This is a genomic window from Paenibacillus sp. FSL R7-0048 (genome assembly GCF_038004505.1).
Taxonomy (GTDB): domain Bacteria; phylum Bacillota; class Bacilli; order Paenibacillales; family Paenibacillaceae; genus Paenibacillus_AQ; species Paenibacillus_AQ odorifer.
Genome location: NZ_JBBORF010000001.1, coordinates 2,654,421 through 2,667,977 on the forward strand (window position 1 = coordinate 2,654,421; position 13,557 = coordinate 2,667,977).

A 13,557-nucleotide genomic window follows, 5' to 3' on the forward strand; every position below is an offset into this window, starting at 1 on the left:
ATGTAGAGAGGAGTTATTATAATGATTTATATTGATATGAACTAAGTAATATAAATATAAATTAAATTTGGATTCACAAGGAGGAAGACAAAAGAATGAAGACAGAAGGAAAATTGACGATACATACGCAGCAGCGGGGGGCGGAGTTAGGCGATCTATTCGGTATCTTTTTCGAGGATTTGAATCATGCGGCCGATGGTGGGCTTTACGCTGAACTAGTTCAGAACCGATCTTTTGAATTCGACCCGATTGACCGGGCAGATTATCATGCGCTGATGGCTTGGGAGCCTGTAGAACGTGGAGATGGAAAGGTAAATATCTCTGTAGAAGACAGCAAGCCCTTAAATGATCGTAACCAACATTATGTTGCCATCGATATTGTGGCTGAAGGTGACGGCGTTGGCCTGATGAATCTAGGCTTTAACAGTGGTATTCCGGTAAAAGAAGGCGAGAATTATAACTTCTCAGTGTATGCCCGCCGGGAGACAAGCTTTGATGTGCCGCTTACCGTAAACATCGAAAGCACAGACGGCACCATTCTTGGTGAAGCGAAAATAGCCGTAAGCAGCTCTGAATGGACCCGATATGAAGCCGTTATTACAGCTAATAGCACGGACACAAGCAGTCGTCTTGTAATCGTTACCAAAGGTAACGGGAAGGTATATCTGGATATGGTTTCCCTGTTTCCTGAGAAGACCTTTAAGAATAGACCCGGAGGCATGCGTGAAGATATTTCGCTGCTGCTCGCTGATTTAAAACCTAAATTTATGCGGTTCCCAGGAGGATGTCTGGTGCATGACGGTTCCTTGGATCCAGATGACAGAGACTCCATGTACAGATGGAAGAATACGATTGGGGATGTTGCACAAAGACCGGCAAGACGCAATAACTGGTCATATAATCAGACGCTTGGGTTAGGTTATTATGAATATTTTCAGTTCTGTGAGGATATTGGAGCTAAGCCGATCCCCGTTCTTCCGGGCGGCTACGACCCGCATCATAAACGGATGGTACCGCTGGATGAATTAACGCCTTGGATTGAGGATGCTTTGGATTTAATTGAATTCGCCAAGGGGGATTCTTCCACGAAGTGGGGAGGCATTCGTGCAGAACTGGGTCACCCTGAGCCTTTTGGGCTGGAGTATGTCGGCATTGGGAATGAAGAGGTAGGTGCACCCTTTTTCGAGAGATATCCTTACTTTCATCAAGCCATCAAAGCAAAATATCCGGAAATCAAGGTCATTAACTCTAGCGGTCCGTTCTCTGCCGGCCAGGAATATGAACGGGGCTGGACGTCGGCAAAAGAGAACAAGTCTGACCTCGTAGACGAGCATTATTACTGTACACCTGAATGGTTCCTGGCTAATCATCATCGTTATGATGACTTCAAAGCCGATGAGCCAAAGGTATTCCTCGGTGAATATGCTTCATGGGGCAATACCTATTACAATGCATTGGTGGAAGCAGCATTTATGACAGGTCTGCAAAATAATGCGCATGCCGTTGGCTTAGCTTGTTATGCTCCAATGCTCTGCAATGTGGATTATATTAACTGGAAGCCGGATATGATCTGGTTCAATAATCATGAAGTGTACGGAACGGCAAACTATTATGTGCAAAAGCTATTTATGAACCATCAGGGAGATCATTTGCTGAAGATGGAAGCAGATGGCTTCACGGCACCGAAGGAAAGCAGAAAGGAAGCGATCACTGGAGCCGTCAGTTTCGGTGTGGATGCCTCTGCTGCTCGTTTCTCCGAGATCACCTTAGTCAACAATCTTACGGGAGAAGTGAAGACGTATTCTGACTTATCAGAGGAAGTTTCAAATCTGCCTGACCCTGCTCAGAACAAAACGGCTAATCGGACACTAGAGCTTGGTGAGACAGAGTGGGAAAACTATACTTTGCATTTTAAGGCTAGACGAACCGCAGGAAATAAAGGGTTTATCTTCTATTTTGGTAAAGCGGATGATCAGAATCATTTGTACTGGGAGCTGGGTGGCTGGCAGAATCAGGATTCGATTGTGGCCTCAATTATCAACGGAAGAAATTCTGTTCTGACGCATGCTATGTTTACGGTTGAAACAGATGTAGAATACGATCTTAAGCTAGAAGTAGTGGGCAGACAGATCCGTACTTTTATTAACGGAGAACTGGTGAATGAGACAGAAGATAAACTTCCGGTCATCGAACCGCTGTATTACACGGCAAGTGTGGAAGATTTAACGGGGGATATTATCCTCAAGACTGTAAACGTACAAGAGAACAGCGTTTCTGCTGAGGTTGTACTGGAATCTTTGGCAAAAGAAGCACTGACCATCGAAGTCTATGAAATGTCGGGATACCCGCTTGAGGACGAAAATAACTTCGAGAATAAGCAGCAGGTCTCTCCGAAACAAACCAGCTTTAAGACAGAAGGAAGCAGCTTTAGTTATGAGTTTCCGAAGCAATCCGTGACAATTTTCAGAATAAAATAACGAAGACGCCCCCATGAATCGATGGCTTATTAAAGATTCATGGGGGCATTTCTATGACTATTACAAGTTAGCTTAGCCGTTCACCCGCAGACGAATCACATTCCAGGAAGCTTTTGCGAGAAGGGCTTTTACATGTCCACTCTCAACAACGGCTTTGCCTTGGCTAGGCATCACGTTATGAGGATTGGATTTGGTATTTACAGCTTTTATATCTTCATGTTCCAGTACAATATGTTCAATAATGTTTACGGAACTGAAGCTGCGCAGATCCACGTCGAGCTCTAGTCCTTCGGATAAATGGCGGTTTACAGCGAAGACGGTTACTTCATTCAGCTCTTCGTTGTATACACTAATGGCTTCCAAGTAAGGCACATCAGTGAAATCTTTGGAATCGTATTTAGGGCTGGAAATCAGCGGGTGAAGTACGGTTCCACGACCATAAAGGGAAGCATGCAGGTACGGATAATAAGTAGTCTGCAGCCAAAGCGGTCCGCCATTTTCAGTCATAATTGGGGCGATTACATTGATCAGCTGCGCTAAGCAGGCCATTTTCACACGATCAGCATGCTTCAACAATGAAATAAGACAGCAGCCCACAACAAGTGCATCTTCAAGAGTGTACACATCTTCGAATTCTGGCGGTGCGATCTGCCAATGTTGTTCGGCACGGCTGCTGCCTTGTGATTTCCATACATTCCATTCATCGAGCGACAGATTAATTTTCTTTTTGCTCTTTTTCTTCGCTTGAACATAATCACAGGTGGCAGCCACACTGCTGATGAAATGATCCAAATCCATAGAGCGGGCTAGGAAGTTAGGCGTGTCGTCATTGTTGTTATTGTAGTACGTATGCAGTGATAAATAGTCCACATTATCATAAGAAAGATCAAGCACGGTAGCTTCCCACTCGGCAAAAGTGTCCATGCCGCTGCCGGAGCTGCCACAAGCCACAAGCTCAAGCGTTGGATCGACCCAGCGCATAGCTTTTGCAGTTTCGTTCGCTAACCGTCCATATTCGACCGCGGTTTTAGCTCCAATCTGCCACGGACCATCCATTTCATTTCCGAGGCACCAGGTCTTAAAAGCGTGAGGCTCTTTATACCCATGAGAGATCCGCAGGTCACTGTAGTAGGAGCCGGAAGGATGATTGCAGTACTCTACTAGATTTCTAGCTGCATCGATGCCGCGTGTTCCAAGGTTAACTGCCATCATGACTTCGCTGCCTACGAGCTTAGCCCAATCTGCAAATTCGTTGGTACCCACTTGATTGGTTTCCGTGGTCCACCAAGCTAATTCAAGAGATTGCTTGCGTTCATGCTTGGGTCCAACCCCATCTTCCCAATTGTAACCGGATACAAAGTTTCCTCCAGGATAACGGATGATAGGAACGTTTAGGGCACGAATAGCTTCGATGGCATCGTTCCGAAAACCATTCTGATCCGCAGTAGGGTGACCCGGGTCATAAATCCCACCGTAAACTGCTCTTCCTAAATGTTCGATAAATGAGCCGTAGATCCGCGGGTCTACTTCAGCTAGTCTGAAATCTTTGTCAATAATCATTGTCGATTTAATCGGCATGAGTGTACAGCTCCCTCTAGTTGAATTAATGATTTCACTAATTAAGTAATTGTTTTATGATTACATGATACTGATTTTAGCTTATAATAAGCAATGAATTAATTTAGGATTCGTTAAAATACTAATTCAATAAGCATTGGAGACGTTGAAATGTACTTAACCACAGATTCTGAATCCTTGCAGGTGTATGAAGCGCTGGCAAGTGAAGTTAGGCTGCGAATTATTGAACTTCTGGACCGCAGAGAGATGCACATCAAAGAGCTGGCAGCGGAGCTCTACCTTAGTAGTGCAATTGTCAGTACTCATGTAGCAAAGCTGCAAAAAGCAGGCCTGATCAGTTCTAAAATGAGACGAGTAAATGGAGGGACCTATAAATATTGTTCTTTGTCTGCGAATTACCTGCAGATTAAATTATCGGGCTCCCGTGGAGTTGCCAGAAAGGTGGTTGAGGTGTCTATCCCTGTAGGGCAATATACCGATATTCAGGCTTTACCTACCTGCGGGATTGCTACTACTGAGAAGCTGATCGGCTATTATGATGATCCACGTTATTTTCTGGACCCGGAACGGGTGAATGCCGGCATTGTATGGTTTGCGAAAGGTTCTATCGAGTACAAGATTCCAAATTATCTATTTCAAGATCAAGTGGTGCAGGAAATTGAGATTTCGCTAGAAATAGGTTCCGAAGCTCCACATGTAAATGAGAAGTGGCCGTCGGATATTGGCTTTATGATGAATGGTCAGGATTTAGGAAAATGGACCAGTCCGGGCGACTTTGGCCTCACTAGAGGACGATTAAATCCCATTTGGTGGCGTTCAGATGTTAACCAATATGGTTTGCTGAAGGTTCTGCGGATTAATACAGGTGGAACCTTTGTGGATGGGCAGCAAATCTCAGATATTACCTTGGAGGATGTACGAGTAGAGCAGGATCAGTGGACCTTTCGTTTAACGGCAGAGAATAGCGGACGGAGAAGAGGCGGACTAACCATATATGGCCGTGGGTTTGGGAATTACGAGCAAGACATTATGTTTAGAGTGTATTATGAATGATTTCGAGTTTGCAGAAGAGGTGTTTTATAAGATTCTGTAGAAAATTTAAGCTTGTGTACCAATTATTACCTCTGATAAAATAAAAATAAAAAATATATTGTAATGAAAACGTTTTTATGTTAATTTAAATCTATAAAAACGTTTTTATTCGTAAAGGAAGATTGAATCATTATGGAAAAGGTAACGATCAAAGATGTTGCCAGAGAGGCTGGAGTCTCCATTTCTACGGTTTCCAACGCGCTAAATGACGTAGATGTATTGAACCCGGAGACGAAATCACATGTTCTTAAGGTTGCGAAGCGATTAAATTATGTTCCTAACCTGAACGGTAAGCTCCTTAGGAATGGGAAAACCAAAATGCTGGGTTTTTTCACAACAAGTGTGTCGGGTCCATACTTCTATAAGCTGGTTGAGTCCATGTCGCGTGAATGTGATCGGCTAGGTTACGGGCTGAATGTATTTGTTACCAAGGATAAACAAGTGATTATGAGCAATATTCTAGGCCGACGAGTGGATGGTGTCATTATCTACGAAGAGCTGAGAATAGACGAAGAAGAAATTGCTGCAATGGTGAAAGACAAGATCAAGGCTGTATTTCTGGATCGGCCGCTTAAGAACGACACGATGGGAAGCGTGATATTTGATTCCTTTGAAGCGGGGTTTGAAGCGACCAAATATTTAATCAGTCTAGGGCATAAAAAGATTGCTTACATATCTGGTGTGGATGAGATGTACGACAGTGTTCAGCGGAGAGAAGGATACTTAGCTGCTTTGCGTCAGTATCAGCTACCCACGCATGAAGAGTATATTATACAAGGATATTTTGAAGAAGAAAGCACTTACAACGCTATAAAATCTTTTCTTCACTATAGTCCTGATAAAATACCTGATGCCTTCTTAGCAGGGAACGACTTGAGTGCAATTGGATGTATTCAAGCTTTGAAATCGCATGGATACGAAGTTCCGCTAGATGTTAGTGTTATGGGGTTTGATGATATTGATATTGCGCAATATTTCTCACCGCCTTTAACTACTGTAAGAAATCAAATTGCTAGACAAGGTATTTTGGCTATTAATCACCTCGTTCGTATGATTCAGAAGAAGGAACAGGGCGAGATGATGAAATTGGCGGGTGAATTAGTTGTAAGAGGTTCTAGTCAAGTAAAGATTGGTCGGTAAGAACACATATATGCAATGGGTTCAAGGTTTCACCCGATCATTTTTTAAAATTTTGTTGTTTTGGGAGGGTTTTTTTTTCGAAAAAATAAAAACGTTTTTATTGTTTGGGGATCATGATTTGGAGGGGAGAAGAAAAAGTGGATAAATTAGCCGTAGTGCCAACAAACGGAAAGAATCCAATGAGCGGGAAAAAGCCTATGGGGCAGAGGGTCAAAGAATTTGTAATTGATTATAAGAGACAATGGGAAATTCAATCCATGGTCATCCCGGGAATTATTTTTATGATTATCTTTTGTTTTATTCCGATTTACGGATTGACGATTGCTTTTAAAAGCTACACCGTAATTGATACGCTCGATTCTGCACCTTGGGTAGGGCTCGATAATTTCAGAATTATTTTATCTGATAAATATTTTTGGGACGCTGTAGTCAATACATTAGGGATCAGCTTTCTGAAATTAGCCATAGGGTTTGTTATTCCTATTATTTTATCCGTTATGATTTACGAATTAAGTGGTGGACGTTTTAAAAAGATAGTGCAAACCATCTCTTATTTACCACACTTTTTGTCCTGGATCGTTCTCGGCGGGATGCTGATTGCCTGGTTTTCCTCATCCGGTATGTTTAATGAGATTATGCTCAGTTTGGGACTGATTTCGAAACCGGTAAATATTTTGCTTGATGCGAATAAATACTGGTGGATTGCAACGTTATCCGATATTTGGAAAGAGGCTGGTTGGGGAACGATTCTCTACTTAGCCATTATGTCGAAAATTGATCCTACTTATTATGAGGCTGCCAAAATAGATGGCGCAAGCCGTATGAGACAAATTTGGAATATCACGCTTCCTAACATGAAACCGATTATCAGTTTAAATCTGATTCTCACTGTAAGCGGTTTATTAGGATCAAATCTGGACCAAACCCTGGTATTGATGAATTCTCAGAACCGCGTTAAGGCGGAGGTCATTAATTCTTATGTGTATCGTATGGGTATGACGCAAGGTGACTTCTCTTATGCTACTGCTGTTGGTTTAGGTGTCTCCATCGTTTCAGTCATCCTACTGATTAGCGCCAACAAAGTATCCAGTAAATTAAATGATAATCAATCAGTTCTGTAGAAGGAGGCATTTCTGTGAATCGTACGGTGGCTAAAGAAGATCTCGATAGTCGAATCTTTAATACCTTAAATATTATCCTGCTCTGTATTTGTACAATCATTATTGTCGTTCCTTTATGGAATGTAGTCATTTCCTCTTTAAGTTCGGGCAAGGCGCTTGCGGAAGGCGGATTCATATTTTGGTCTCCAGAGTTCTCCTTGGAAAATTATCGTGCTGTATTTCAAGATGAGACCATTGGTTTAGCATTCGTAGTATCGCTTGCCAAAACATTCATTGGTGTCATTACCCACGTATTCTTTTGTGCCATGATCGGTTATGGCTTGAGTAAGAAATACATACGTGGACGTAAGCTGTATGTTGCCATGGGTGTAATCACTATGTTTTTCTCTGGTGGAATGATCCCTACGTATTTATTGATTAAATCATTAGGCCTCTTAAACAGCTTCTGGGTTTATATTATCCCGGCCTTGTTCAGTTATTATGATGTAGTTATTCTAATGAACTTCTTCAGAAATGTACCGGATTCACTTGAAGAGTCAGCCAAAATTGATGGTGCAGGTGACTGGCGCATTTTCCTAAAAATCTTTATCCCTCTTTCCATGCCGGCTATGGCCACCATTGCGTTATTTAACGGGGTTGGGCAGTGGAACGACTTTATGACTACCAAGTTATATATTACCGATCAATCGCTCTACCCGCTGCAGATGAAGCTCTATGAAATCATTGTTCAGTCGCAAACACAATCCATGCAAAATGTTGGTGGATCTGCGATTATCGAAACTACGACTAAAGGGGTTCAACTAGCAACAATTGTCATTACAACTTTGCCGATTGTTGTGATGTATCCAATATTACAGAGGTACTTTATCTCAGGCATGATGATGGGGGCGGTGAAGGAATAGTAAGTAAATCTCCAAGTAGTGAATGCTTACAAAACATTTTAGGGGGAAATAAAAGATGAACAAAGCATTTGGGAAAAAAGGACTCAAACTTTGTACGGCACTTATGGCTGTTGTATTAGTATTTACAGGTTGTGGATCGAAAGGTAATTCTGACAGCTCCAGTAAAGAGTTAAGCTCCATTGAAGGCCGTTATACTATAGATCCGGAAACACCGGCATGGAAGCTGGATACAAAAAAAGAGACAACAGATCTGACTTGGTACGTGAATGCAGACTGGTGGAATACTGATTTCGGAAAAGACCTTGTCACCAAGAAAATTAAAGAGGATTTAAACATCAACATTAAATTCATTACAGGCGATGACACTAAGCTGAATACGATTTTTGCCGGCGGTGAAATGCCAGATCTGTTGACTATTTTTGATTCCAACTCTCCAGTCGTACAAAAAGCTGCTACCTGGGCATTGCCTTTAAATGATCTGGCAGATAAATATGATCCGTATTTCAATAAAGTTGCAGAAAAAGATACGATGAACTGGTTCCAGTTAGCAGATGGCAAGACCTATGGATACCCTAACTATTCCAATACGCAAAACGATTATGATAGCGGTAACATCCCTGCTAAAACAGCCTTTGTCATCCGCAAGGATGTTTACGAAGCCATTGGAAAACCAAGCTTTGGAACTCCTGAGGAATTCAAGAGCGTTATGCAACAAATCAAAAAACAATTCCCGGACATGATTCCTTTTGGTTTTAACTCCATTGGTTCAGGCACTGGTTCTTTGGGAGATGTATTGGAGGATTTCATCGGAGTGCCGATGGAAACTGAAAATGGCGAATTCTACAACCGTAACCTGGATGAGGATTACTTGACTTGGTTGAAAACGTTAAATGAAGTCTACAGAAATGGTGATATCAGTGATGACAGCTTTGCTGATGACGGTACTGCCTTTGAAGAAAAAGTGAAATCCGGTAAATATGCAACAATACTTTTGGATGGAACCCCTCAACAAAGTGGTAACCTGCAAATCTTCATGACAGAAAATCCAGGCAAGGAATATATCGCTATTGATGGCCCACAAAGTACTGTTGGACATGAACCAACGTTGAATCAATCCGGAATTACAGGTTGGATGATTAGCTATGTTACTAAAAAGGCTAAGGATCCTGCAAAAGCGATTCAAATTTACACTTATTTGCTCAGCGACGAAGGACAAAAGCTCATGAACTACGGTATTGAAGGAGAGACCTATAAAGTTAACGACAGCGGTAAAATTGAATTCTTGCCTGAAATCAAAGACCTGCAATTAAATAATGCCGATAAATTCAAAAAAGATTACCGGATGGGCGAATTTATGTTCTTTGGACATGACCGTGATAAAGCGCTGAGTAATGACGCATTCGCAGATTCCATTAAACAAATGCAAGAGTGGGGCAAAGGAAAGCTAAAACCACACTTTATTCTTGAAAACATTAACCCGGCTCAAGGAACGCCTGAAGCTCGCAGTCTTACTGCAATTGATACTACTTGGAACACTACGCTTGTAAGTATGATCCGTGCTAAAGACGATGCTACATTCGACAGCACCTTGGCTGCTTACAAAACATTTTTGAATGATAACAACTGGGATAAGATTGTAGAAGTTCGTTCTGAAAAAATGAAAAACAACAAAGAAAAATTAGGCCTTAAATAAGTTAGATAATAGAATGTGGCCCCTTCACTGGGGCCTCTTCATAGAAAGATGGAGGGAAACAACATGCCAGAGCTTAAAATTTATCAATCCACCGGGGAGAATACATTGTTTGTAGAGCAAAGTCTGCAACAATTAACTCCAATTGCTGACGCAGAGGCGACCACTACTGTAACTATTGACGAGAATCAAACCTTTCAGGAAATGGATGGCTTTGGAGCATCCTTTACGGATTCATCCGCTTATTTGATTAATCAAGTCCTGGACAACGAACAGAAAAAGGAAGTCATGAGCAAGCTTTTTGACGCACAAGATGGAATTGGTTTGTCCGTATTAAGAAATCCAATGGGGGCATCGGATTATGCTAGAGATATTTATAGCTATGATGATAGACCTGCACAGGAAACGGATACGGAATTGACCCACTTCTCTATCGCACATGATGAAGCAGACATTATCCCTTTGTTGCAACAAGCTCTGGAAATTAACCCTGAGATCAAACTGATGGCTTCTCCATGGAGTGCACCAGGTTGGATGAAGACTAGCGGATCGATGATTGCTGGAGAACTTAAACAAGAATATTATCAGGCTTATGCCGATTATTTTGTTCGATATATTCAAGCTTTTGAAGGGCACGGATTGCCAACTTATGCTGTAACACCACAGAACGAGCCTTTGTTTGAACCCAAACACTACCCTAGTATGTTAATGTTGCCTGAGGCGCAAAAAGATTTCATTAAAAACTACCTGAAGCCGAGCTTTGTTAAGCATAACATCGCTACAAAAATTCTCTGCTACGACCACAACTGGGATCGTCCAGATTATCCGTTAACCGTGCTCGATTATGCAAAAGATGAAGTGGATGGTGTAGCTTGGCACTGGTATGGTGGCAATGCGTCAGCGCAATCAGAGGTTCTGAAAGCTTTTGCTGATAAAGAAGTGCATTTTACAGAAGGTTCTGGTGGAGAATGGATTCCTCCGTTTGAACAAGCCTTCTCCAATGTAATGAGAACAGGGATTGATATTCTTAGAAATCATAGTAAATCCTTTGTGTTATGGAATATGGCCTTAGATGAAAAGAACGGCCCAACCGTACCGGGTTTTGGCAAAAGTACTTGTCGTGGTGTTGTGACAGTCAACCAAGAGACCAAGGAGCTTACGTATACGCTCGACTATTATGCGCTGGCCCATTTCAGTAAATTTATTCGTCCGAAGGCTGTGCGCATTGACGCCTCCACCAATCAAGAAGTGATTCGTTCCGTAGCTTTTAAGAATACAGATAACTCTATTGCAGTTGTTCTGTTCAACGATAGTGAAAAGGCTGAGAATGTGGCTTTGAACTTGCCGGGAGCGGATGAATTATCTTTCCGTTTGGCGTCAAAAAGTGCTTTATCCATTTTGATAAAATAATTAGAGGACGTAGCTCAGAAGCACTCGAATCTTGATTCGGGTGCTTTTTTTATGAAAATAATCGTATAAAAAATCAATGTTCGTAAGCATAGTTTTGAATTTACGGATTTTCAATAATAGTAAATAAAAATGGCAGTCCAAAGCTGAAGTTCAGCGTCTGGACTGCCATTTATTTTTTTGTGTAATTGGATTGCGAGTTCTAACGTTCTAAACGGTAACCACCGTGAAATACAGGACCCACATATTCATTAAACGCAAATCCATTACGAATGGCTGCGGAGACAAAATCTTTAGCTTTTGCAACAGCTTCATGAACCGTTAAGCCATTAGCTAGACCGCCTGTAATTGCTGCGGCAAAAGTACATCCAGCTCCATGATTGTGAGCGGGTTCGATTTTGGCTGTTTGGAATACAGTGTACTCAGAACCGTCGAAGAAGATATCAATCGCTTGATCGCCGCCGAGTGCTTTGCCGCCTTTAACCACGACATTACGTGCACCGAGCTTATGAATCAGACGGGCAGCTTCTTTCATTTCCTCAAGGGTAGTAAGTTTGCCAAGACCTGAAAGAACACCTGCTTCAAACAAGTTTGGGGTGACCACAGTTGCTAGTGGTAGCAATAAGTCACGAATAGCCTCAGCGCTGTCAGGGTTCAAGACTTCATCTTCACCCTTGCACACCATAACTGGATCAATAACTACATTAGTCTGAAGATTTTCTTTGATCGCTTGCTCTGCAACGCGCACAATTTCAACACTTCCAAGCATACCTGTCTTCATGGCATTAACCGGGCCACCAGCGAAAATAGTTTTTAACTGCTCAGCAACAATGGAGGCATCAATTGGATAAACATTATGGTGCCAGCCGTTGTCCGGGTCCATAGTAACGATAGTGGTCAAGGCACTAAAGCCGTAGGTACCATACTCTTCAAATGTTTTTAGATCCGCTTGGATGCCTGCGCCACCACTGGAGTCGCTGCCTGCAATAGTTAGAGTTTTAATAATTTGAGTCATGGTTACGTCCCCTTTATATATGTCTGAATTCATAAACAACGCATTGCATTGATTATAACAAAAAATAGCACCTACGTCTTTCTAAAAGCAAGAGCAAGGTTGAAAATACCTTTCTCTAAAAATTCCCACCCTTAGTCCAGCTTCTCTGCGTTTGGGTCAGCAATGAAGAGCGGTCCATGATTATCTGTAAAGAACTTCATGAGGGTCTCCACTACTTCCTGCTGTGGGGATGTTTGAGCTTGATGTATTCCGATACTGCGGAATAAATAACCCCATTCTCCCTTATCGTAATAGGCAGCACCCTCATCCTGAAAGCCATTCGCGTCTGCTTGAAGCGTATATCTGACCGTTCTTGCTTCAGCTCCTGCAGTACCTAAAATATGCTGCTCGCTAAACTTAAGCGGATTATTAATGGTAAATCCCAGCGCTTCAGCCCATTCGGCTTTTTCCGGGAAATAGGCTCCGATTGCAGTAATGGCACAGCCTATACAAGTCCAAGCCGTATCTGAATAGTGCATGTTTTGTTCCGGATGGTTCGGATCCTGAAAGGTAACTCCATAAGAACCGTTAGCGCCGACAACCGCGGTAGCCTGCCATCCGGCAGGAGCGAGTAGAAGATAACCTCCACCGATATCAGGGCGGTAGACCAGCGTTGCTTCTACTTGGTTTTTCATGTCTTGAGATAAAGCAAAGGTCATTTCAGGTATGGGGGGGATTTCTGTATTTACATATTCGTCACCACTATCAATATGTAGCTGCGCGAGCGTAGTGTGCAGTGGAATGATGACCTGCCCATTATCGGGATCACTGCTAGGAAATTCGAGCATTTCTTGAGTGGAGCTGGGTTTGTTATCTGCTTCATTATTAGTTTGTGCGTTGGTGGATGTGGGTGGTGTGGTAGGTGTACCCCAGTCGAGCCCTTTATATCCAATCAGCAGCACTAGTACAATTACGACGCACAATATTGAAGTTAAGATCCAGCCGTTTCTAACTCCTCTTCGTTTGGATTTCATATATGTTGTACCTCCTTTGATCTTACTTATATAGACCTAAGAATGGAGTGGAAAGTTTCTTAAATAACCTTTATATTTCTGAAGTTCTTCATGATCGGGCGGGATATAGAGGGAGTCCGTTT

Annotated in this window: 10 protein-coding genes; 7 read left to right on the plus strand and 3 right to left on the minus strand. The window is 42.3% G+C overall.

Translation table 11 applies throughout. The features are described 5' to 3' along the window. The first annotated feature begins 95 nt into the window (after positions 1 to 95). Positions 96 to 2,477: an alpha-L-arabinofuranosidase C-terminal domain-containing protein gene (locus NSQ91_RS11510; RefSeq protein ID WP_076193808.1), complete on the plus strand. Its 2,382-nt coding sequence runs from the start codon at positions 96 to 98 to the stop codon at positions 2,475 to 2,477. A 72-nt stretch (positions 2,478 to 2,549) separates the two neighbouring features. Here the strand turns inward: NSQ91_RS11510 and arfA are convergent, their stop codons facing one another. Continuing rightward, the gene (gene arfA, locus NSQ91_RS11515; RefSeq protein WP_076187265.1) at positions 2,550 to 4,055 is read right to left on the minus strand and encodes an arabinosylfuranosidase ArfA; all 1,506 of its coding nucleotides are present in this window, start codon (positions 4,053 to 4,055) and stop codon (positions 2,550 to 2,552) included. A gap of 150 nt (positions 4,056 to 4,205) precedes the next feature. Here arfA and NSQ91_RS11520 point away from each other — a divergent pair, with 150 nt between their 5' ends. The 6 genes from NSQ91_RS11520 to NSQ91_RS11545 all read left to right on the plus strand — a co-directional run bounded on the left by NSQ91_RS11520 (position 4,206) and on the right by NSQ91_RS11545 (position 11,410). Beyond that, positions 4,206 to 5,108 (plus strand): ArsR/SmtB family transcription factor, encoded by a 903-nt coding sequence (locus NSQ91_RS11520; RefSeq protein ID WP_076130581.1) that lies wholly within the window; start codon positions 4,206 to 4,208, stop codon positions 5,106 to 5,108. Positions 5,109 to 5,279: 171 nt separating this feature from the next. Next, positions 5,280 to 6,287: a LacI family DNA-binding transcriptional regulator gene (locus NSQ91_RS11525; protein ID WP_036689737.1), complete on the plus strand. Its 1,008-nt coding sequence runs from the start codon at positions 5,280 to 5,282 to the stop codon at positions 6,285 to 6,287. Positions 6,288 to 6,466: 179 nt separating this feature from the next. Beyond that, positions 6,467 to 7,408 carry an ABC transporter permease gene (locus tag NSQ91_RS11530; RefSeq protein ID WP_036689816.1) on the plus strand — a complete coding sequence of 314 codons (942 nt, stop codon included), beginning with the start codon at positions 6,467 to 6,469 and terminating at the stop codon, positions 7,406 to 7,408. Positions 7,409 to 7,422: 14 nt separating this feature from the next. Further along, complete coding sequence (locus NSQ91_RS11535) at positions 7,423 to 8,310, plus strand: carbohydrate ABC transporter permease (RefSeq protein WP_036689738.1); 888 nt, start codon at positions 7,423 to 7,425, stop codon at positions 8,308 to 8,310. A gap of 55 nt (positions 8,311 to 8,365) precedes the next feature. Continuing rightward, entirely contained in the window at positions 8,366 to 10,003 is a 1,638-nt protein-coding gene (locus NSQ91_RS11540; protein ID WP_038569996.1) for a sugar ABC transporter substrate-binding protein, read from the plus strand. A gap of 63 nt (positions 10,004 to 10,066) precedes the next feature. Beyond that, positions 10,067 to 11,410, plus strand: a complete 1,344-nt coding sequence (locus NSQ91_RS11545) for a glycoside hydrolase family 30 protein (protein ID WP_036689741.1) — start codon at positions 10,067 to 10,069, stop codon at positions 11,408 to 11,410. A 199-nt stretch (positions 11,411 to 11,609) separates the two neighbouring features. Here the strand turns inward: NSQ91_RS11545 and thiD are convergent, their stop codons facing one another. Continuing rightward, on the minus strand, positions 11,610 to 12,422 hold the full coding sequence (thiD, locus tag NSQ91_RS11550) for a bifunctional hydroxymethylpyrimidine kinase/phosphomethylpyrimidine kinase (RefSeq protein WP_038570000.1): 813 nt from the start codon (positions 12,420 to 12,422) through the stop codon (positions 11,610 to 11,612). A 131-nt stretch (positions 12,423 to 12,553) separates the two neighbouring features. Continuing rightward, positions 12,554 to 13,435, minus strand: coding sequence for a DUF4850 domain-containing protein (locus tag NSQ91_RS11555; RefSeq protein WP_248547999.1), 882 nt, complete (start codon positions 13,433 to 13,435; stop codon positions 12,554 to 12,556). Between the last annotated feature and the right edge of the window lie 122 nt (positions 13,436 to 13,557).

Bases quoted from the DNA above. Each gene is read 5' to 3' on its own strand.
- arfA (WP_076187265.1), bottom strand. From the start codon at position 4,055: ATGCCGATTAAATCGACAATGATTATTGACAAAGATTTCAGACTAGCT.
- NSQ91_RS11545 (WP_036689741.1), top strand. From the start codon at position 10,067: ATGCCAGAGCTTAAAATTTATCAATCCACCGGGGAGAATACATTGTTT.
- NSQ91_RS11540 (WP_038569996.1), top strand. From the start codon at position 8,366: ATGAACAAAGCATTTGGGAAAAAAGGACTCAAACTTTGTACGGCACTT.
- NSQ91_RS11525 (WP_036689737.1), top strand. From the start codon at position 5,280: ATGGAAAAGGTAACGATCAAAGATGTTGCCAGAGAGGCTGGAGTCTCC.
- NSQ91_RS11510 (WP_076193808.1), top strand. From the start codon at position 96: ATGAAGACAGAAGGAAAATTGACGATACATACGCAGCAGCGGGGGGCG.
- NSQ91_RS11555 (WP_248547999.1), bottom strand. From the start codon at position 13,435: ATGAAATCCAAACGAAGAGGAGTTAGAAACGGCTGGATCTTAACTTCA.
- NSQ91_RS11530 (WP_036689816.1), top strand. From the start codon at position 6,467: ATGAGCGGGAAAAAGCCTATGGGGCAGAGGGTCAAAGAATTTGTAATT.
- NSQ91_RS11520 (WP_076130581.1), top strand. From the start codon at position 4,206: ATGTACTTAACCACAGATTCTGAATCCTTGCAGGTGTATGAAGCGCTG.
- thiD (WP_038570000.1), bottom strand. From the start codon at position 12,422: ATGACTCAAATTATTAAAACTCTAACTATTGCAGGCAGCGACTCCAGT.